This window comes from Phormidium sp. CCY1219, from assembly GCF_035615515.1.
In the GTDB taxonomy this organism is placed as follows: Bacteria; Cyanobacteriota; Cyanobacteriia; order Cyanobacteriales; family Laspinemataceae; genus CCY1219.
The window spans coordinates 1-20,921 of sequence record NZ_JAJENT010000661.1 but is presented as its reverse complement, the minus strand read 5'-3'; the positions used below and the strand labels follow the sequence as shown (position 1 = coordinate 20,921).

The 20,921-nt window shown below is 49.8% G+C and carries 16 protein-coding genes; 7 read left to right on the top strand and 9 right to left on the bottom strand.

All coding sequences use genetic code 11. From position 1 onward, the window contains the following. The first annotated feature begins 440 nt into the window (after positions 1-440). The 5 genes from LKK83_RS19215 to LKK83_RS19195 all read left to right on the top strand — a co-directional run bounded on the left by LKK83_RS19215 (position 441) and on the right by LKK83_RS19195 (position 9,348). Positions 441-1,751 (top strand): M16 family metallopeptidase, encoded by a 1,311-nt coding sequence (locus LKK83_RS19215; RefSeq protein ID WP_324632900.1) that lies wholly within the window; start codon positions 441-443, stop codon positions 1,749-1,751. Positions 1,752-1,964: 213 nt separating this feature from the next. Beyond that, positions 1,965-2,900, top strand: coding sequence for a nucleotidyltransferase domain-containing protein (locus LKK83_RS19210; RefSeq protein ID WP_324632899.1), 936 nt, complete (start codon positions 1,965-1,967; stop codon positions 2,898-2,900). 57 nt (positions 2,901-2,957) lie between these two features. Further along, on the top strand, positions 2,958-3,722 hold the full coding sequence (locus LKK83_RS19205; RefSeq protein WP_324632898.1) for a nucleotidyltransferase domain-containing protein: 765 nt from the start codon (positions 2,958-2,960) through the stop codon (positions 3,720-3,722). Between the two features lie 695 nt (positions 3,723-4,417). Beyond that, complete coding sequence (locus LKK83_RS19200; protein ID WP_324632897.1) at positions 4,418-7,981, top strand: ATP-binding protein; 3,564 nt, start codon at positions 4,418-4,420, stop codon at positions 7,979-7,981. Next, complete coding sequence (locus tag LKK83_RS19195; RefSeq protein ID WP_324632896.1) at positions 7,981-9,348, top strand: hybrid sensor histidine kinase/response regulator; 1,368 nt, start codon at positions 7,981-7,983, stop codon at positions 9,346-9,348. The genes LKK83_RS19200 and LKK83_RS19195 overlap by 1 nt, the downstream gene beginning before the upstream one ends. A 184-nt stretch (positions 9,349-9,532) precedes the next feature. On the opposite strand, the gene LKK83_RS19190 is transcribed toward LKK83_RS19195, so the two are convergent. From LKK83_RS19190 to nagA, 9 genes are all read right to left on the bottom strand, one after another. Continuing rightward, positions 9,533-10,195 carry a calcium-binding protein gene (locus tag LKK83_RS19190; RefSeq protein ID WP_324632895.1) on the bottom strand — a complete coding sequence of 221 codons (663 nt, stop codon included), beginning with the start codon at positions 10,193-10,195 and terminating at the stop codon, positions 9,533-9,535. Further along, complete coding sequence (locus LKK83_RS19185; RefSeq protein WP_324632894.1) at positions 10,156-10,455, bottom strand: hypothetical protein; 300 nt, start codon at positions 10,453-10,455, stop codon at positions 10,156-10,158. Before LKK83_RS19185 ends, LKK83_RS19190 begins: the two co-directional genes overlap by 40 nt. Before the next feature lie 283 nt (positions 10,456-10,738). Continuing rightward, entirely contained in the window at positions 10,739-13,522 is a 2,784-nt protein-coding gene (locus tag LKK83_RS19180) for a TIGR02921 family PEP-CTERM protein (protein ID WP_324632893.1), read from the bottom strand. Positions 13,523-13,993: 471 nt separating this feature from the next. Next, positions 13,994-14,380 (bottom strand): DUF423 domain-containing protein, encoded by a 387-nt coding sequence (locus LKK83_RS19175; protein ID WP_324632892.1) that lies wholly within the window; start codon positions 14,378-14,380, stop codon positions 13,994-13,996. A gap of 160 nt (positions 14,381-14,540) precedes the next feature. Then, positions 14,541-14,966, bottom strand: a complete 426-nt coding sequence (locus tag LKK83_RS19170) for a hypothetical protein (RefSeq protein ID WP_324632891.1) — start codon at positions 14,964-14,966, stop codon at positions 14,541-14,543. Positions 14,967-15,030: 64 nt separating this feature from the next. Further along, positions 15,031-15,471 carry a hypothetical protein gene (locus LKK83_RS19165; RefSeq protein ID WP_324632890.1) on the bottom strand — a complete coding sequence of 147 codons (441 nt, stop codon included), beginning with the start codon at positions 15,469-15,471 and terminating at the stop codon, positions 15,031-15,033. Positions 15,472-15,557: 86 nt separating this feature from the next. Then, a complete protein-coding gene (gene bchM / locus LKK83_RS19160) occupies positions 15,558-16,244 on the bottom strand; it encodes a magnesium protoporphyrin IX methyltransferase (RefSeq protein WP_324632887.1) in 687 nt (228 codons plus the stop codon). 138 nt (positions 16,245-16,382) lie between these two features. Then, a complete protein-coding gene (mgsA, locus tag LKK83_RS19155; protein ID WP_324632885.1) occupies positions 16,383-16,766 on the bottom strand; it encodes a methylglyoxal synthase in 384 nt (127 codons plus the stop codon). A 38-nt stretch (positions 16,767-16,804) separates the two neighbouring features. Further along, complete coding sequence (nagA, locus tag LKK83_RS19150; protein WP_442957338.1) at positions 16,805-18,049, bottom strand: N-acetylglucosamine-6-phosphate deacetylase; 1,245 nt, start codon at positions 18,047-18,049, stop codon at positions 16,805-16,807. An 84-nt stretch (positions 18,050-18,133) separates the two neighbouring features. Here nagA and purE point away from each other — a divergent pair, with 84 nt between their 5' ends. Then, positions 18,134-18,655: a 5-(carboxyamino)imidazole ribonucleotide mutase gene (gene purE / locus LKK83_RS19145; protein WP_324632884.1), complete on the top strand. Its 522-nt coding sequence runs from the start codon at positions 18,134-18,136 to the stop codon at positions 18,653-18,655. 445 nt (positions 18,656-19,100) lie between these two features. Beyond that, a complete protein-coding gene (locus LKK83_RS19140; RefSeq protein WP_324632882.1) occupies positions 19,101-20,624 on the top strand; it encodes an ammonium transporter in 1,524 nt (507 codons plus the stop codon). Positions 20,625-20,921: the final 297 nt, after the last annotated feature.

Genomic DNA, 20,921 nt, shown 5'->3' with positions numbered 1-20,921 from the left:
TATTATGCTGAAGTCTTAACAAAACTGGAAAAATTGTGGTAGGGCAATGGTGTTCCAGGGGGGTTCCGGTGTGAAGAGCAGGGGCGGGGCGCGCCCCTGGATGTTAGACCATCGATTCTTAACAGGGATTGGCTGCTAGTGTTTTGGAGGTTTTATGGGGGGAGATGGACTTCATCGGTGGGCGATCGGCAAGCGCCGCTGAACCCATCCACGCTGAGGGAGCGGTGGTAAAACAGATTATTGAGAAGAAATTTAGCAATTGAAAGTTGATAATTGTTAACTGACGATAAAGCAGTTATGCAGATTAAACATTTTCCCCGGAGATCCCCGGCGCTGCGCCGCTAGGGGAGTCCCGGAGAAAGAAATTTTCCCATCCACCCTCCCGGTTTTGAAAAGAATGATTAAGATAGAATAAGACATCTAAATTATACGACTATCTAATGACTTCAACGCTTGTTAAGTTTCCCTCTGTCCCTCGTCTGAACGCGCCTACAATGCATCGCCTGCCCAATGGACTGACAATTGTAGCCGAACAGATGCCCGTGGAAGCGGTGAACCTGAGTATTTGGGCCAATGTCGGATCGGCAATTGAGTCAGACTCGATCAACGGGATGGCTCACTTTCTCGAACACATGATTTTCAAGGGAACGGAGCAACTGGAAAGCGGAGAATTCGAGCGCCGAATCGAGGAGCGGGGCGCGGTTACGAATGCGGCGACCAGTCAAGATTACACCTACTATTATATTACCACCGCTCCGAAGGATTTTGCCGAACTCGCACCGCTACAGATGGAGGTGGTACTCAATCCGAGCATTCCGGATGATGCGTTTGAACGGGAGCGACTGGTGGTGTTAGAAGAAATTCGCCGCTCGGAGGATAATCCCCGTCGCCGCATGTACTATCGGGCGATGGAGACGGCATTTGAAAAGCTGCCTTACCGTCGTCCGGTTCTCGGTCCGAGTGGGGTGATCGCTGGGGTGACGCCGCAGCAGATGCGCGATTTTCACGCCACTTGGTATCGCCCGCGATCGCTAACGGCGGTAGCGGTGGGGAATTTGCCGGTGGAAGAATTAATCGAAACCGTGGCGAATGCGTTTGCACAGAACAGCCGATCGCCGATGGAGCAGGGGGATGAGACGGTTCTCACCTCCGAGTTAGGGATGGGGGAATTAGAACGCCGGTTCGATCGCATCGTGCGGCGAGAGTTCGTGGACGAGAAATTGCAACAGGCGCGACTGGCGATGATGTGGCGGGTGCCTGGGTTAGAGGCGCTCGACGAGACCTATGCCTTAGATGCGATCGCCTGGTTGCTGGCAAAAGGACGCACGGCGCGACTGATTCACGATTTGCGCGAAGAGAAAGGACTGGTATCGAGTATTTCCGCCAGCAACTTGACCCACCATCGGCAAGGGGTATTTATCATTTCGGCACAACTGCCACTGGAAAATGTAGAGCGAGTAGAAGCGGAGATTCTCGACCATATTCGCACTTTGCATACAGATTTGGCCCGAGACGCCGAAATCGAGCGGATGGGGACGCAAGTGGTGAATCGCTATATTTTCAGCAACGAAACCCCGAGCGATCGCGCCAGCGTGTATGGGTACTATCAATCCATGATGGGAGACTTGGCACCGGCGCTGAATTATCCGGCGCGGATAAAATCCCTGAGTGCCCTGGACCTGCAGCGATCGGCGCGGGAATATCTCTCCCCAGAAGCTTATGGGACAGTGGTGATGAAACCTGCTGTATAAATTGTCGTCCCGGAATGAGTAGGAGGGCGGGGTGAGGGATGGTGGCGATCGTTTCCGCGCCAGCATTCCTCCACCCCCGACAATTGACGAAAGGGAAAACCGCCCGCTTTGCACTTAGGGCAATGGCGACGCCGGCAGTAATTGTGCTATAACATACTACAAAGGTAAAAACGCCTGGAGTAAAATTGTTAGTTTGCAGGGGAGGAAACCGCTGTGGTTGAGGACTTATCCCTAAATCCGAATTTAATTTTGCCCGTGGGGACGCAGGTTGTCACCCGGGTGCCTATCGACCCAGGGAAAGGAAAACCCGAGCGATCGCGCGGGAGTGTGGGGGCGATCGTGGAATCCCCCACGGACAACACCCACGCCTATCGCGTGCGCTTTCCCGATGGCGACGAAGCATCCCTGCATCGCCACGAACTCAGCATCCGCAAACAGTGGCAACAATCCGGGTTACAATACAAAGAGAGCGAATTGACAGACTACCAATTGAGCGATGCGGTGATTTATCGCTGTGTGGTCGGTTCGAGAGCCTACGGTTTATCCCATCAGACCTCCGATACCGACCGACGCGGCATTTATCTACCCCCCGCCCAGTTGCATTGGTCGCTTTACGGCGTACCCGAACAACTGGAAAACAAACACACCGAAGAATGCTACTGGGAAATCCAAAAATTTATCACTTTGGCCTTGAAAGCCAACCCCAACGTGTTAGAATGCCTTTACACCCCCTTAGTGGAAATGGCGAGTCCCCTGGCCGAAGAGCTGCTCGCATTGCGAAACATCTTTTTATCTCAATTAGTTTATCAAACCTACAACGGCTATGTGATGTCGCAATTCAAAAAATTGCAACAAGACATCCGCAACAAAGGGCAAATAAAGTGGAAACATGCAATGCACTTGATTCGCCTATTGCTATCGGGAATTACCGTTTTAAAAGAAGGATTCGTTCCCGTTGCGGTGGAGGACTATCGAGAACAATTACTTGCGATTCGGCGCGGCGAAATGCCCTGGGAAGAAGTGGATGCATGGCGATTGAGCTTGCATCATTTATTCGATACCGCCTTTGCTCACACCAAACTCCCCGAACGTCCGGACTATCACCAAGCGAATGAATTTTTGATTAAAGCGCGTCGCAGCATGGTATAAAAACAGCATGGGGGTGCCTGACAAAACTACAACTCGGTTGCCTATTCTGGAGAATCCATGACCGTTAATTCCCAATTGCTCGAGATTATTTCTCATCAACCTTACCCGCTGTTATTTTCCACCCTTAGCGGGGCGCATTTGTTTGGATTTCCCTCGCAAGATTCCGATTATGATTTGCGCGGCGTTCATATTTTACCCCTGGCGGAGGTGGTGGGACTCCATCCCCTGCGCGAGACAATCGAGCATTTTGAAACGCCAGACAATCAGCTAATTATCGACCTGGTAACGCACGATATTAAAAAGTTTTTTCAGTTGTTGCTGACGAAAAAGGGCGTGTTAGAGCCACTGTATTCGCCTTTGGTGTTTCACTCTTCTCCGGAACATGAGGAATTAAAATCAATTGCCAGAAGCTGCATTACCCGCCACCACGCCCATCACTATTTGGGGTTTGCGCGCACCCAATGGCGATTGTTTGAAAAAGAACATCCTCCCCGGGTGAAACCGTTACTTTATGTGTTTCGGGTACTGCTGACGGGGATTCACCTGATGCAAACCGGCGAAGTAGAAGCGAATCTGGTGCGGTTAAATGAAGCGTTTCAGTTGCGGTATATTCCCGAGTTAATTGCGCGGAAAATGGAAGGGGGAGAAGGAGCGATTTTAGAAGCGGTGGATGTGGAGTTTTATCGCGGGGAATGCGATCGCCTGCGAGGGGAATTAGACGCGGCATTTCATTCGAGTTGTCTTCCGGAAGCTGCGAAGGGCAAAGATGCGCTGAACGATTTGCTGGTACGAGTGCGACTGAAGTATGTAACGTCTTTGTAGGAGGGGAATGGAAGAGGGTGTGGCAACCCGAAATCATGGGGGATAGAACGTTCTGTGGGGGGTAGTCCACACCCTACGGCGCGGGGATTTTTATTACAGGTGTATGGGAAAAAAGTCAACCGTTAAACTACTGATTTTCCCTGGGTGATGTAATGAATTAGCCCGATCGCCGATTCGGTGGCGATCGCGATCGCTCCTCCGGAGAAGGTGGGGTAGGGAAAATCGGCCCGCGCCCCATCCAATCGGAAAAAGATTCACCTTTTCTTAAGATTCATTTAATCCCAAAAATAGGCGATCGCGCTCCCAAAGATTGTCTGCTATGATAATTCTAAAAGAGAATTGGGGTAGTATATACTAGGCAGACAGTAACAGAACTGTCAACTTAGGGAAACCCCAAAAAAATGGAGTGCAAAACGTCAGGGTGTGTGGTAACAGTTGTCACGATTGCAGTATCCTTAGAGTCCCCAATCGCTGGAGGTTGGAGGATAAAATCAGGTGAATTAGGTGGCATAAAAGCTTTAGCAGCAATCACCAGAAAATCGTCAGAGAAACTGGAGTTTCAACACCGATGAAGATAAAAAAAGCGCGAATAACTGTGTTGGCGAAAGCAATTGAGGTTTCGGCTACGGGTTGTTTGTAAATTAACTTTATAAGCCCATTTTTTAAAGGCAACCTGAATTTTTTCGGAGATAAATATGCAGCGAAGGTCTCATACAAATATTGTCAAGGTGCGGCGGGACTATAATAGCTGGGTAGCTACAGAAACCTTGGAAGACTACGCCTTGCGCTTTGCGCCAAAATCCTTCCGCAAGTGGCCGGAATTTTTAGTGGCGAATACTGCATTGGGAGGGATTTCATTTCTCGCATTAGAAGCCATTGGGGGAGCGATCGCTATCCGCTACGGGTTTGCTAACTCATTTTGGGCGATTTTAGCGGTTGGCGCGATTATTTTCCTGACTGGATTACCGATTTGCTATTATGCCTCAAAACACAACATCGACATGGATTTGCTGACCCGAGGGGCGGGATTTGGGTACATCGGATCCACGATTACCTCCTTGATTTATGCCTCTTTTACCTTTATTTTTTTTGCCTTAGAAGCGGCAATTATGGCGCAGGCGATCGAACTTTATTTTCACCTCCCCTTACCTGTGGGCTATGTGATTTGCTCGTTAGCGATTATTCCCCTGGTATTTTTTGGCGTTACCTTGATTAACCAGCTTCAGCTCTGGACGCAACCCATCTGGTTAACTTTGATGATTTTACCCTATATTTTTCTATTTTATAAAGAGCCGGATGCTTTGTCAAATTGGGTTAATTTTGCGGGAAAATCAGCCAGTGGGGCAGAATTCGACCCCTTGTTATTTGGCGCTGCAGCTACCGTGTCTTTTTCATTAATCGCGCAATTGGGAGAACAGGTGGATTATCTGCGGTTTTTGCCCGACAAGCAAGAAAACAATCGAGTTCGCTGGTGGTTGGCGGTGATTTTAGCCGGACCGGGGTGGATTATTCTGGGTGGGGCGAAACAGCTTGGCGGTGCGTTTTTAGCGTCGGTGGCAATTCATCATGGGGTGAGTTTTGAGAAAGCAAAAGAGCCGATTCAGATGTATTTGGCGGGGTTTGATGCAATATTTGATAATCCGGGCGTGGTGTTAGCAGTTGCTACATTTTTTGTGATTATTTCGCAGATTAAAATTAATGTGACCAATGCTTATGCGGGGTCGTTAGCGTGGTCGAATTTCTTTTCGAGATTAACCCACAGTCATCCCGGGCGAGTGGTGTGGTTGGTATTTAATGTGGCGATCGCCTTGTTATTGATGGAATTGGGGGTATTTGAAACTTTAGAAGCGGTATTGGGACTGTATTCAAACATTGCGATCGCCTGGATCGGGGCGTTAGTGGCGGATTTAGTGGTGAACAAACCCTTGGGAATTAGTCCGTCGTATATTGAATTTAAGCGCGCGTATCTTTACAATATCAATCCCGTGGGGTTTGGGTCGATGACGATCGCATCTGGGGTGGCGATCGCTGCCTTTGTGGGAGTATTTGGTCCGCAAGCGCAAGCGTTTTCGCCATTTATTGCCTTATTGCTTGCCTTAATTTTATCTCCCGCGATCGCCTGGATTACCCAAGGGAAATATTATATTGCTAGAGAGAATACACTAGGAATGAATCCTTTAGAAAACCACAGCTTGGAGTGCTGTGTGTGCCAGAATGAATACGAACCAGAAGACATGGCATTTTGCCCCCTGTATGACGGGCATATTTGCTCCTTATGTTGCAGTTTAGATGCGCGATGCCACGATCGCTGCAAGCACACCGCCACCCCGATGGAAAAAGCCATCGGTGCGATCGCCGGAACCTGCTTGCAAGAAAAAATCTCTCCCAAACTTGGTGCGAGGTTGATTAAATATGCAAGTATTTTCGGGTTTGTTGCGGCAGTATTTGGTAGTGTATTTGGCTTAGTTTACTACCAAGAATTTCTGCTGCTTTCACCAAATAATCCGGAATTTTCCGAAACCCTAATTCCCACCTTTGTGAAACTTTATGCGTTTTTATTAGTCTGCGTGGGAATCGGAGTATGGTGGTTTGTGCTGACTGAGGAGAGTCGGCATTTAGCCGAGGCAGAATTGGACAAACAAAATCTGCAACTGCAACAAGAAATCAAAGAACGACTGCTGATGGAAAAAGCGCTTACAGAAGAAATTGCCGATCGCAAGCGCGCGGAAGCGGCATTGCGAGAATCCGAAGCCAACCTCAAACATGCCAAAGAAGTCGCCGATGCAGGGAACAAAGCCAAAAGCGAATTTTTGGCGAATATGAGCCACGAATTGCGAACGCCGCTAAATGGAATTTTGGGATACGCGCAAATCCTGCAAAATTCCCAAACCATCAGCGAAAAAGAGAAGCAAAGCCTTCGCATCATTTACGATTGTGGCTGTCATTTGCTAACGTTAATCAATGATATTCTCGATGTATCGAAAATCGAAGCGAGGAAAATGGAGCTGGAGTTAAAATGCTTACAGTTTTCCTCGTTTATGAAAGGGATTGTGGAAATCTGCCGCATCCGTGCCGAAGAGAAGAAAATTGTGTTAAAATACCAAGCCGACCCCCAACTGCCGCGAGGGATTAAAGCCGATGAAAAGCGGTTGAGACAAGTATTAATTAATTTACTGAGCAATGCCATTAAGTTTACCGAGACAGGTCAGGTGACGTTAAAAGTCAGCATAGTGGGAAGTGCTGAGGGGGATAAAATCGCGGGGGAAGATAGTAGCAAGGGGTCGGAAATTGAGAAAAAAACCCTTCGATTTGAGGTGGAAGATACGGGAGTGGGGATGAGTGCGGAGCAACTTCATCAAATATTTTTGCCCTTCGAACAAGTGGGCGATCGCTCCCACGCTGAAGGAACCGGGTTGGGATTGGCAATTAGTCAGAAAATCGTACAATTGATGGGGAGTCAAATTCAGGTGGAGAGTACCCCGGGAGTGGGGAGTTTGTTTTGGATGGATTTAACCTTCGAGACGACAACAGAAGCGGGGGAAACCACTGAGGCGATCGCACCGAATAAACTGGTGGGATTTAAAGGGAAACAAGGCAAAATAATGGTGGTGGACGATCGGGCGCAAAATCGAGAAATTGTGGTCAATTTGCTTGCGCCGCTGGGATTTGAACTCTTAGAAGCGAGTCAGGGGGAAGAAGCATTGGCAAAAGCGCTGCAGTTTCAACCGGATTTGGCGATCGTGGATTTAGTGATGCCGGTGATGGATGGGTTTGAAATGATGCGGCGCATCCGACAGATTCCGGAATTGAAAAACACGATCGCGATCGCCTCTTCCGCCAGCGTATTCGACAAAGACAAACAGCAGAGTTTGGATGCCGGATGCGACGATTTTCTCCCCAAACCGGTGCAGGGGGCTGAATTGTTAGAAAAGTTACAGCAATATTTAGATGTAGAATGGGTGTATGAGGAAACCCCTGGAGAGCACGATCGCATAGCAATGTCAGAGACAGGCGGCGATGCCCCGCTCAACGGTAAATTGCACCCTGACCGGGCGATAGCGCCGCCTCCAGAGGTTCTCGATACCCTATTTCAACTGGCGATGAAAGGCAACTTGAAGGCAATTCTCAGCCAAGCTGCTAAACTAGAACTGGTAGATGAAAAATGGGTCATATTTACTGAACAATTGCGAGAATTCGTCAAAAATTTTCAAGAACAAGAATTACTGGAGTACATTCGGCAATATAGGAAGGAAAATTAATGGAGCGGGAATCTGTAGAAAATGGCGTCATTTTAGTCGTGGATGACAGCCCCACAAATTTAGGAATCCTTTCGGATTTACTGGACGAAAACGGTTTTGAAGTCCGGGTGGCAAGAGATGGCGAAAGCGCCATTCAAAAGGTAGAATTCGATCCGCCGGATTTGATATTGTTAGACGTGATGATGCCGGGAATTAACGGGTTTGAAACCTGCAAAAGGCTGAAATGTTCGCAAATCGCGTCCGAAATTCCGGTGATTTTAATGAGCGCTCTCTCCGATCCGGTGGATAAGGTAAAAGGTCTCAACCAGGGAGCAGTTGATTACATCACAAAACCGTTCCAGCAGCAAGAAGTATTAGCGCGGGTGAGGGTGCATCTGAAATTGCGCTTTTTAACCAAGGAGCTGGAAGAACAAAATCAGCGATTGAAACGAGAAATTGAAGAACGTTCCGTAGCAGAATCGGCGTTACAAGAGCTGACGGTTGAGCTAGAAAAGCGAGTGGAAGAACGCACGGCGGAATTGACTCAATCTCTCGAAAAGCTACAGCAAGCACAAACCCAACTGGTGCAGAGTGAAAAAATGGCCAGTATCGGTCAAGTGGCGGCGGGAATTGGCCATGAAATTAACAATCCGGTGGGGTTTGTGTGTGGCAATCTCGGCCACATCGAAGACTATACCAAAGACATTATCGAACATCTGAAATACTATCAGCAGTATTATCCCAATCCGGTTCCGGAAATACAACGCCATCGGGAAGAAATCGATTTAGATTATATTATCGAAGATTTACCCAATATGACGCATTCGATGAAATTAGGCATCGATCGCATTCGCAATATTAGCTTATCCTTGCGAAATTTCTCGCGATCGGATACCTCCACTAAGGTGCCGTTTGACCTGCGCGAGGGACTTGAAAGTACCTTGTTAATCCTCACCCACCGACTGAAAGCACATGGCACTCGTCCGGCGATCGCCGTGGAGAAAGCGTACCAAGAAATGCCCCTCGTGGAGTGCTATCCCGCACCCCTGAACCAAGTTTTTATGAATCTGCTCGCCAACGCGATCGATGCCTTGGATGACGCCATATCTCGGGATATGTTAGACGGGGAAGTGCCCACCATTTACATTCGCATCGAACAAGATAAAGATAAGGCGATCGTTCGCATTGCCGATAATGGTCTGGGAATGACAGAAGAAGTTTATCAAAAAGCATTCAATCCCATGTTTACCACCAAACCAATGGGAAAAGGTACGGGTTTGGGCTTATCGATTTCCCGTCAGATTATTGAAGAAAAACATGGGGGAACCTTAACTTGTAAAACCACCCATTCCCAAGGCACTGAATTCGCGATCGCCCTTCCCCTATAACCGCTCTGGTTTAACTTCTATTTTTCTGGTTGTTATTTTTCGGGAAATTGATGTTTTGAATGATTGCCCAGGGAGTATTACTCCCTGGAAAAACAGTTTGTGATTCTGAAAACTCGCCCAATTTGTATGGGAATGCATCAATTTCCCCTACAATTACGCCGAATATGAGACGCAAACAAATAGCTTATCCAATTGTCGTAACCAGTGGAGAATTTGCATCTATGGTATAGAAATTATCGAACACTGTGGTTCTATCTACATCCAACGCCACACCCAGCACTTGACCGCCAAAGCGAATCACCGTATCGTTAGTTCCCGGCGCGCCGCCCACATTGGCAGCATCGTCGAACGTGACCTCAGCGCGATCGATCCCGTCCGAGAGGATAATATCGCCATCCACCACCGGGAAAAAGTCCGCAATCTCGTCTGTAGTCAACTCATTGACGGCCAAATCGTTGGCGTTGAGGACAAATGCATCGGCACCAAATCCGCCGGTGAGTATATCCACTCCATCATCGCCGATAACCACGTCATCTCCGTCGTTACCAAATAGCTGGTCATCCCCTTGACCGCCGCGCACAATGTCTTCCCCGAGATTGCCTTCTACGATATCGTCTCCTTTGTTGCCATTCAGGATATCATTTCCCGCATCGCCACTAATAATATCGGGGTTTTTGCCACCGCGCAGGAAGTCGTAACCTTGTGCGCCAGAGAGGTTGTCATCTCCCCGGTTCCCATTGATAATATCATTAGCAGAGGAACCCGTTACCGTATCGTTGCCATCAAAAGCGCGAATCCCGGAAGGGTTCACCGGACCGAAACTAGCCCAGTTGGGGACGGATTGCACGTCATTCCCGTCTGAGTAGTCCTGATACTCACGGGGTTGGTTGCCACTGCGGTCGCGCCGGCAATCACGGAATTAAAATAATTGAGCAGGTTCGGGCCGGTGAAACCCGGGCTAGTGGGCGGATTGTAGAGACCCACCGGAAAGCGATCGCTGGCGTTATTGGGAATCGATCCCACCCTCGGGTGGATGCTCAGGGGGGGCACATCCAGATTCGTGCCTGTGGTACTTACGGTCGTTCCGAGTAATTGTACGGTAGCCATTAGATAATCTCCTAGTCTCTCTCACCAGAGTTAAACTAGCGACGGCACTTGTCCGTGAATACATCCCAGTTTCTGCATACAGTGCTTCCTTCGCCAGCTATCTCTACCGCTATGATATCAAGCGATCGCCTTCCACTTGTCTGCCAATAGGCGGAAATTCCTTCCGGCATTCTATACAATTCGAGGTACAACTTTCGACAGGGTAGAGATTGCCCACCATACAACTGAAAAAACACCGTAGGGTAGACATTGCCCACCCTACAGCGACTCGGCAAATTGGGGATTACACCTTAGCCAATTTGCGTTTTGCCAAAATCAACAGCCCGATCGCGGCGATCGTCCCCAACCATTGGTGAGGTTCCGGAACCGCTACATTTAACGGATCGTTCGGTTGAGTTAACTGTTCTTGACCATCTTCTACCTCACGATCGAAGCGATCGCTCTTGGATTCTGCCTCCTTCAACTCTTGCTTTTGCGCTTCATTTACCAGCACGATCGCCGAAGAATAAGGCGAGACAATTTCGTACTTTTTCGCAATAGCGTGAATGGCATCTAACTCGGCCAAATTGTTCGGATCCATCTCCTTAGAAAGCGCCAAAATTAACTGTCGTGCAGCCAAAGGTTCTAAACTAGATTTAGACCCCTGCGCCTTGGCGATCGCTGCGGGCAATTTCGCCAATTCCGGCGGTTTTTCATTCTGCACCAACCAGCCATAACCATCCACAACGCTAACCGCATTGTCGCCTAATTTTTCCTGAGTTGCCAGTCGTTGCAACACCCGAGACAATTCCGATTCCACACCGCCGCGACTGTCTTGAATTGCCTTTAACGTGGCATCATCGTAAGCGCGAGGCAAGCCTCCTAAATGCACCATCCACAACGGTGCAGACATTGTCATCACCGCTTTATCGTTGTCGGCTAACTCGTAACTGCCTTCATCAGTAATCAGGACAATTGCATCGTAAGTGGTATCGCCGCGCAACTGCTGAAACTGCTGCAACATTTCCTTAAATTGCAGGCTACCGTAAAAGGTAATATTGCTTGGATTAAAGTTGCCGATGTCGTCGAGGCGAGTAGGTTCGGAATCGCCTGTAGCCGTCAGGTATAAATCGGCATCGTTGTTATCCAGACGCCGATCGCTAAACCCGTGTTTTTGCAACCACTGAAAGGTTTGTGCCAGTTCCTTGGCGTGGGATTTCATGCTGTAAGAGCGATCGACAATTGCCGCCACTCGCTGACCGCGCACTTCGGCGTAGTCTGTTGCCGCCAAAGGTTTTGCCGTCAGGGTATAGTTGCCCGGTAACGTCACCTGCTGCATCTTAGGCGATCGCGATGCTTTTGCGGCAATAAACGATGGCATCCATGCCTCGTCGTCACCTTTGATGGTTTTGCCATTATAAATCCGCGCGGTTTTTTTCGTCCAGAATACATTGCGTTTTTCCGCCAATTCCGGAAGCGCCCATCCCTTTTCGCTTTGCAGGACTTTATACGTCAGCCACATATGCTGTTTGGGCTGTTCTTTCTCCGTTTCATCCCACTCGGATAATCGCGCCGGTACCGGGAACACGCGCAGGCGATATTGACGCGGACCGACTTGTTCCAGTAGGGCTGGGTCTACATTGCGTCGCACTTGATTGTTGTAAACCTGCTGTGCGGCCCCGCGCGGGGAAATTTGGAAGGTATAGCGATCGCTGCGATCGGCAGTTTCATTTAACCACACTCCCGTGAGTACCGCACTTTCGGGCAGGGAAAAGTAATAAAAGACCTCTTCATCTACATAGGTTTGGTTTTCGTAAACTTCATACAGTTCCACATCGGCCCACTCTCCGTTTTCGGTGACGGTAATTTCTTGCTCAGCTAGCCAGACTCGTTTTTCGTCAATATTCAGCACGCCAGCTTTGGCTTCTTCCCGATTGGCGGTGGATTGAACCGCGTGCAAAATTTGCGATCGCTCGCCTTTTTGAATCGGCGTATCGAAAAATTCCGCATATAGTTTTTCCGCCTTTTTGATATCTTGCCGCGACCCTTTGTACAACAAGGGCGACATCAGTTGATTGTACCAGTTTTGCACGACTCGCGCCGATGCTTCATTTAAGCCTAGCACATTTTGGTACATAACGCCGATGTGATTGTTATCTTCCACGGTACTCAGGTAGCGATACCGGGATAAGTAGGCGTTAGTGAGACCATTGCGAATTGCGTCGGATTGGGTCACAAGTTCCTGACGCGCTTTTTCGGTGGTAGCGGGCGTTTCTAACAGCTTAAATGCCTGCACTTGCGGCTGCTGCTGAACTGCCAAAAACACTACCATCCAACTGGTGATGACGGCTACAGAACCGAAAACCGCGCGGTTGCGTCCGTACTGTTGGGCAAACTCCCGCAAGACGCGATATCCGGCGTGGATGTAGAAGCTTGCCAGGGCGGAAGGCATGGCAAGAAATAAGGTACAACTAAAGCCAAACAGCAGAAAGAATATCGGCACCCACCATAAGGTGCTGAAGAAATCGTACTGTAACATTCGCCAGAGTGCGCCCAACCACTGGAAACTTAAGATTGCTCCTAAAAAGGAGACGGTGGCGGGAAGGGCATAGAATAGTAACAGCGCGCCAAAGTATAACCCCATGAGCAGCATCAGGCTGTGAGCGAGCAGTTGCAGGCTGGCAATTTTGCGATCGCTCCTTGCATAGCCGTAAAATAACTGAACGCCGAATGCGCCGATACAAAGTAGGGTGGTGGCCACCATCCAACTACTGGCGGGGGTGAGTTCGCGCAAGAGAAACAGGCGGATGAGGGCAAGCGCAAACAGGGGCGCTTCAACGCCATAGAATAACCGGATCAGTTGCAGGGGTTTTTTCCTCAGACGGATCCCCAGGAGGGCGCAAACCGTGGGCACCGCAATCAACCCCAGTAATGTTAGGCTAAATTCCAGGGGAATCAATCCTTCCGCCGTGGCCTGAATTAAGGAGAGACCAACCCCAGGCAAAATCCCGAAGTAGACAATACCGAGAAAGGTTAGATTCCACAGCCAAAAGACTGTGGAAAACAACCCATGCAGCCAATTTTTCATTATTTAACTCCCTAAATTATTGCATTGGGTGGGGGAATTTTGTATTGGATTATTGGGTTTCTATCCCCATTCAAGCTTTCAAAATTCGGAACGTCAAGTTTGGGGTTATTTTTTCGGAAAATTTTAATCCCAGGCAGCCGGAGGTGGGTTTTCTAAGTATAATTGCTCTCGGATTAGGTTCGCGTCCGATCGCTGTTTCGATCGACTCGGCATTATCCCGTTTTTCAAACATCATATTAGAGGTGCCTCCGGACTCCTCCGCTTGTAGAGACGCGGTAAATCGCGTCTTTGAAGGGACTCGATGGCTACCCACTTTAAACATCCTTCTCGCAGAAATAACATTTTCGGTTAATTCATCAACCGGAAATGAGGAAAAGCTGCCCACATATAAACGGGGACATTCATTGTTTAAAAAGCCGAGTTGGACAAGTTTAAACGTATTTTTGCAGCCAATTATTGTGGCTTTTTTAATTACTTAAAATTCCAACCGGCTAGGGCTAAACAGCCCCAACCGATAATCAATGCGCTACCGCCGAGGGGGGTAATGGCACCCAACCATTTGATGCCGGTTAAACTAAGGGCATAGAGGCTACCGGAGAAAATCGCTACGCCGATAATGTAGGAAAATCCCGCCGCAACTAAGGCAGGGGATGCAGCAGCAGTGGTTTCGGTGCGATCGAGCAGCAATGCTACCAGCAACAGGGCTAAAGCGTGATACATTTGATAGCGCGCCCCGGTTTCAAAAATTGCTAGATAGTAGGCGCTCAGTTGTGCTTTTAAGGCGTGGGAGGCAAAGGCACCGGCAGCCACGGATAGACCCCCAAATACGCCGGAAATTAAAATAAATATTCGCGTCATTTTTTTACTCCTTTTTCGGAATTTGTGGTAGAATAGTTTTCGAGATATAGTGAGGGTTAAACGAGTTGAGTTGTTGGAAATAATCGAAAGAAGTAGTGGGGATAATATCGAGCGTTTCCTGTAGAAAAACGCCCGATCGCACCCCGAAAAGAATTTATGATTAAAGAGGAAACCAGTAAGAAATATCGCCGCGATCGCTCACTTCAAAATCTGCATTAAATTCCACAGCTTTGCGGTCTAAAAACTGCCGTGCTTCCGAACCGGAGAGGTTAGCTGCCATTGCAAAATGCATGACAGTGATTTTGCCGTGGTGGGCAAGGAGTTGCTGGAAAAACAGAGCGTGAAGGCGATCGCGCTGTTGTTGTTGCATGGCGGCGATTGCTTGTTGGCGATCGCGATATAAGTGCCATGCCATCATTCCCCCTTGGAGAGTCAGCGGGAGACCCAACAGAATAATCGTCCCCTGTAGTTCTAGTTTATCCTGGGGCGGCGTTTGTGAGTTTTGCAGTTTAACAGTTGCCACCCCTAAAATAGACAGACCCAGGGTAAGCAATGCAACTGAGGCCGATTTTTTAAATCCCGTCATTCTCCTCCTTGCCCCGACAAGCGGAACTTATGTTTAGCCATGATTTTTATGTTTCCAGATAAATTCAGACCTTAAAGCGATAGATTACATCACCGCGATCGCTGACTTCATAATCGGCATTAAACTCCTTAGCTTTTTCATCGAGGAATTGTTGAGCTTGTTTTCCCGAAAGCTGAGACTCCTTAGCAAAATGCAGCACCGTAATTTGACCGTTTCTTTCCTGTAGCATCTGGAAAAACAGTTCGTGTAACTGATGGCTTTGTTCTTCATCCCACTGGTGATTTTGTTCCTGAGAGCCGCGATACAACCCCCAAGATAACCATCCGCCCGCAGCCAGAGCTGGAATTCCAAACCCGATGGCTGCCATTGCCCCATTGGTTCTTGAAGAATCGGTATTTTCCGCCGCCGTTCCATCAGAACTGAGCAGTTGCGATCCTGCAATTCCCAAACACAAAACCCCGAACGCAAGCAATAAACCTGCCGCCACCTTTTTTATCCCTTTCATCGTTCCACCGGAAATGGTAAATTTTTTCGAGATTCTAGCCTATTTTTCAGACCGTTGTCATCTCCGGTGGAATCGATGGGAGCATTTTATTGGCGGATTGCTTCGAGCAAGCGAGAGTAATAAAAGCGGGTGCTGGTCATTCCTTCCCGCTGAATCGCAAAACCATTAGCTTGGATAATTTTTACGATATCCGCTTCGCGATGCTGATAGGCGCGAGTGGTTTTACTCGGTCCGGGGAACAACTCGCCCACCTTCTTGAGCATACTCAGGGCCAGAGTTTTCGGAGCGAAACTGAGAATCAAGCGAGAGTCAGCCAAAGAACACAAATGACCGATCATCTGTGCTGCTTGTTCCTGGGGATAGTGAATCAAAACATCCAGACAAACCACGGTATGATAGCGACCGCTCAACGATTCTAAATCGCGAGCTTCAAAGCTGACATTGTTGGTATTGCCCAATACAGATTTAGCGCGGGTATAGGCTTCCGCCACCATTTTTTGCGAGATATCGCTGCCATAAACCATTGCTCCGGCCCGTGCCAGAGGAATGCTCAAACTGCCCACACCACAGCCGGCATCGCAGATAGGCAAGCCTTGCAAATTGCCATCCGCCTCGAGCCAGTCGAGGACTTTATCCACGGTTTGCTGATGTCCTTGACGGATATCGAGCTGAACTTTATTGACCGATTCGGTGCCATAAATTTTGCGCCAGCGGTCGAAGCCGGTGGCGTTGAAATACTCTTTAACTACGGTTTTGTCATCGACTGCGTTCATCGGTGTGCCTGCTGGTGAAATAGTCCGAGCCTTTTAACTTACCACGAGGGAAGCGCGATCGCCGATCGCAAATGAGAATCCCCATCCCAAGGCACCGGGGTGGGGGAAAGTGCGACGCCCTCTCAGGTGGCAAAGATATTAACCCGAGGACATTTGCGCCAAGGCGGGCATAATCACCTCAGCGGTGGCCAGATTGGTAGCCAGAGGCACTTGATGGACGTTGCAGATTCGCAATAAAGCTTGAATGTCCGGTTCGTGGGGTTGAGCGAACAGGGGATCGATTAAGAAAATCACGGCGATGACCTTGCCTTCCACCACTTGTGCCGCAATTTGGGAATCCCCACCTAGCGGTCCGGACTGCATGCGTTCCACCGAAAGGCCCGTCGCCTCCATGATTTGCGTGCCGGTAGTGCCGGTAGCAATCAGGGTGTAGTTTGACAGGAGAGAAAAATGTTTTTTGGCGAAAGCCACCATGTCATCTTTTTTGCGATCGTGAGCGATCAGGGCAATGGTTGAGGGCATAAATGGATAGAGAGTAGGTGGGGGTAGGGGTCAAAAGATTAGGGAGAATTGGCTTGTAGGCGTTTCCAGCTTAGCAAGCGATGGGGTTCGTTCAGGTGCCAGCGCAGTAAATTAGCCGGTTGGCCCACGGTTAAGCCGCGCAGACCGATCGCGCGTCTGGGGGATTCGGTGGCCAAAGCGATCGCCACCCCCACATCACAGACGCCCCACTTGACCAAATTTTGCACCCCAGATAACAGCGGTTCCGTAGTGCCGGCGAGGGTACCATCGAGGAGGCGAGCGGTGCCATTTTTCACTTCAATTTGGCGATCGTCCCAGGGATAAAGTCCATCCGGGAGGCCCAAGGGTGACAAAGCGTCGCTGACCAAGAAAATGCCCTGTTGGTATTTGCTGGCACACAAGAGCATGTCAATCATAATGGGAGACACATGTTCGCCATCGGCAATCAAACCGCAGCGGATATTGGGATTGACGATCGCCGCGCCTAATAAACCCGGCTGACGGTGGTGGAGACTTGGCATGGCATTAAACGCATGAGTCACCATCGTTGCGCCGCAATCAAACGCTTCTTGAGCCGTTTGGGCGCTGGCGAGAGAATGGCCCAGACTGACCACAATGCCTTGCGATCGCAGATAGGAGATAGCCGCTCCCGTGGGGTCTAATTCCGGGGCCAAAGTCATCACCTTGATTAAACTGGGATAATTCCCCAACACTTGCTTGACATTTTCCACCGTCAGGGGGAGGAGGAACTGTTCTGGATGAGCGCCGCGTTTGTCGGGATTGAGGAAAGGGCCTTCCAGGTGAACCCCGAGGATGCGAGCGGTTTGGCACTGGTGGGCATCGAGATGTTGCTGGCGGACAAAAAACTCAGCCAAGGTCGCGATCGCGCGGTGGATTTTGTCAATCGAAGTCGTGACCAAGGTGGGCAAAAAAGCATCCACTCCTTGTTCCCAGAGAAATTGACAGATTGCCTCGAGTTGAGCAAGATCGGTGAGTTCCAGGTCGGGAAACCCTAATCCCAACCCCCCATTAATTTGAAGATCCACTCCACCCAAAGAAATCCAATCCCCCGACACATCGAGAAGTTCCATTGCGGGCAAATTGTCGATACAAGGAACCGGAGGTTTTTCGGTTCGCATGGGTTGAATGACTTCAATGAAGCCGTAGCGATCGATTCGCAACCAGTGCAAGCCCTCATAACCGGGCAATTGAGCGTTGATAATATCCAAATTGGTGCAGCCCGATCGCGGCATTGCACTGTGGGAGGTTGATGCGTGAGTCATCTCGTTTGCGACAAACATGGGTGATTAGGGGCTTTTTTACAATTTAAAATTTAAAATCTATTCTCTAAACTCTCGCTTTTTACAATGAATCAACCACAAATCGGCATTATTATGGGCAGCGACTCGGATCTGCCCACCATGAAAGAGGCGATCGCCATCTGCGAAGAATTCGAGGTAGCCTGCGAAGTGGCCATTGTCTCCGCCCATCGCACCCCCGAACGGATGGTGAACTATGCCAAACAAGCCCACCTGCGAGGGATTGAAGTCATTATTGCCGGGGCTGGGGGTGCAGCGCATCTCCCTGGAATGGTGGCATCCCTGACGCCGTTACCGGTGATTGGGGTACCCGTACCCAGCCGCCACCTGCAAGGAGTGGACTCTCTTTACTCTATCGTGCAAATGCCCGGAGGAATTCCGGTCGCCACCGTGGCGATTGGCAATGCCAAAAACGCCGGATTGCTGGCCGTGCAAATTTTAGGGGGGCAAAAACCCGAGTTGCGCGATCGCGTGATGCAATATCGACAAAGTTTAGCCGAATCGGTGATGGACAAGCAAACCCATCTCGACCAACTCGGTTATCAACAATACTTAACAAAAATAAAGTGACTTGCCGCAACACAGGCGGACAACCCGCGCGGGTTTAAACCTGTTTGCAGAATTTCCCAAAAACCGCCTGGGAACTGGGGTGCGATCGTCTTTTGCCCGCGCGATCGCCCCTGCCCCAAACAAATGTAACCGCTTATACAGACGGATTTTCCGAGAATTGGTGCAATCATTGTGACGCGGAGCAAGGCGCTCGGTGGGCTGTTTCCGAATCTCGGAGCCGAGGCCTCGGAAACCATCCGCACAGTTCTCGGGGAAAAAGTCATCCCCCGTAACCAAGCACCACTGCCACGCCCCACGTCTGATGTGCGGATCTCAGAGCCACCGCGCGCGAAGCGCCACTGTGCTTCGAGGATAGTGTCGCGCTATCGACCGGGGTCTGCGCTGAACCACACTCGCTCGCGAAGCACTGTTTAGATCTGTTTATTCCTTATCTAAAACTCCGACAATGACCTCTAAACTAAGGCTCAACAGAAAATTGAAACACCAACATCAGCGGCGATCTGGCAGTCGTACCTCCCGCCGCTGGCGGGGAGAGAGGACTTACCAGCAATTGAAACTCGCCATTGAAAAACTCTCCCCCTCTTGGCGAGCTTGCATTCCCTTAGCCACAATTATCGTCCTGCTGTGGGGTTATTCTGCGGTGGCCCAAGCCCCTCCTGGGGATCTACCCGAGGGCTTCACCGAAACCCAAACCCTGAAAGTGGCTCTAGATACCATGTGGGTAGTCGTGGCGGCCATTTTGGTCATCTTTATGAATGCGGGCTTCGGCATGCTCGAAACCGGCTTTTGCCGCCAGAAAAATGCCGTCAATATCCTGTCAAAAAACCTGATCGTCTTTGCCCTAGCCACCGTGGCTTTCTGGGCGATCGGCTTTGGGTTGATGTTTGGCAATGGAAACGACTTTATTGGCTGGAGTGGCTTTTTCTTGGCCGGCCCGGACAACAGCCCCCTCGTCGATCCAGATTATGTGGGGGTATTTGACGCGCTCAACTGGACTGGCGTGCCCCTAGCGGCTAAATTCCTCTTCCAAGTTGCCTTCGCCGGTACCGCCGCCACCATCGTCTCCGGCGCAGTGGCGGAACGGATCAAATTCGTTGACTTCTTAATCTTTAGCCTCTTACTGGTGGGCATCGCCTATCCCCTCACCGGTCACTGGGTCTGGGGTGGCGGTTGGCTGTTGAATCTCGGTTTCCTCGATTTTGCTGGCTCCACTGTGGTTCACTCGGTGGGGGGCTGGGCCGCATTGATGGGGGCTGCGTTCCTCGAACCGCGCTTGGGTAAATATCAAGATGGTCGTCCCTTGGCATTACCCGGTCACAACATGAGCCTCGCTACCCTGGGATGTTTGATTCTCTGGATCGGCTGGTTTGGTTTTAACCCCGGTTCCACAATGGAAGTCACCCCCTCGATCGCTCATATTGCCCTGACCACGAATATCGCCGCCGCTACCGGTGGTATCGCCGCTACGATTGTCGCTTGGATGTATCTGGGCACTCCCGACCTGTCGATGATTATCAATGGCATCCTCGCGGGCCTGGTTGCCATTACCGCCGGCTGTGATGGTGTTACGGTATTTGGTGCGGTCATTATTGGCAGCATCGGTGGCATTTTGGTGGTTTTTGCGGTCACGTTTTTCGATCGCATCCACATCGATGACCCGGTAGGTGCTATCTCGGTTCACTTGGTCAATGGCATCTGGGGCACTTTGGCTGTGGGTCTGTTTAATGTGGAGGCCGGTTTGTTCTACACCGGCAATTTAGCTCAACTGGGCATCCAAATCCTGGGCATCGCCTCGATCGGCGGGATGACGGTTCTACTCGCCTCTATTTTCTGGCTGGTCCTCAAGAACACTCTCGGGATCCGCGTCAGGGAAGATGAGGAACTCAAAGGGTTGGATATCAGCGAACATGGCATGGAAGGTTACAGCGGTTTCCTCAAGGATACTCGGGGTATGCCCGGAGGCTCTTAATCGCACCGATTTTGGGGCCGATCGCAAAAAGGACTGTTGCGTGGCGATCGCCCCACTTCACAGACCCGTCACGCTTCTTCTCAATCTCTATCGTTTCGATTTGCGGTGATTGTGGATTTTCAATACACTTGAACTATCTCCGTGCGATTCGTTCCCGCAAAAGTGGATGGTAAATTCCGGAAACGTAAGCGGGGCAAGGGATACAGCCCCTAAAGGCTGGACCCCCTACAGGATTGTAAATCCGACGGTCGGCTAAAACAAAACGGTATGAACCGATACAAAATAGCCACCCGAAAA

Excerpts from the sequence above, each read along its gene's own strand:
- LKK83_RS19175 (WP_324632892.1), bottom strand. The coding sequence starts at position 14,380 with ATGACGCGAATATTTATTTTAATTTCCGGCGTATTTGGGGGTCTATCC.
- LKK83_RS19195 (WP_324632896.1), top strand. The coding sequence starts at position 7,981 with ATGGAGCGGGAATCTGTAGAAAATGGCGTCATTTTAGTCGTGGATGAC.
- purE (WP_324632884.1), top strand. The coding sequence starts at position 18,134 with ATGAATCAACCACAAATCGGCATTATTATGGGCAGCGACTCGGATCTG.
- LKK83_RS19140 (WP_324632882.1), top strand. The coding sequence starts at position 19,101 with ATGACCTCTAAACTAAGGCTCAACAGAAAATTGAAACACCAACATCAG.
- LKK83_RS19180 (WP_324632893.1), bottom strand. The coding sequence starts at position 13,522 with ATGAAAAATTGGCTGCATGGGTTGTTTTCCACAGTCTTTTGGCTGTGG.
- LKK83_RS19170 (WP_324632891.1), bottom strand. The coding sequence starts at position 14,966 with ATGACGGGATTTAAAAAATCGGCCTCAGTTGCATTGCTTACCCTGGGT.
- LKK83_RS19205 (WP_324632898.1), top strand. The coding sequence starts at position 2,958 with ATGACCGTTAATTCCCAATTGCTCGAGATTATTTCTCATCAACCTTAC.
- LKK83_RS19215 (WP_324632900.1), top strand. The coding sequence starts at position 441 with ATGACTTCAACGCTTGTTAAGTTTCCCTCTGTCCCTCGTCTGAACGCG.
- LKK83_RS19185 (WP_324632894.1), bottom strand. The coding sequence starts at position 10,455 with ATGGCTACCGTACAATTACTCGGAACGACCGTAAGTACCACAGGCACG.
- mgsA (WP_324632885.1), bottom strand. The coding sequence starts at position 16,766 with ATGCCCTCAACCATTGCCCTGATCGCTCACGATCGCAAAAAAGATGAC.
- bchM (WP_324632887.1), bottom strand. The coding sequence starts at position 16,244 with ATGAACGCAGTCGATGACAAAACCGTAGTTAAAGAGTATTTCAACGCC.
- nagA (WP_442957338.1), bottom strand. The coding sequence starts at position 18,049 with ATGACTCACGCATCAACCTCCCACAGTGCAATGCCGCGATCGGGCTGC.
- LKK83_RS19165 (WP_324632890.1), bottom strand. The coding sequence starts at position 15,471 with ATGAAAGGGATAAAAAAGGTGGCGGCAGGTTTATTGCTTGCGTTCGGG.
- LKK83_RS19200 (WP_324632897.1), top strand. The coding sequence starts at position 4,418 with ATGCAGCGAAGGTCTCATACAAATATTGTCAAGGTGCGGCGGGACTAT.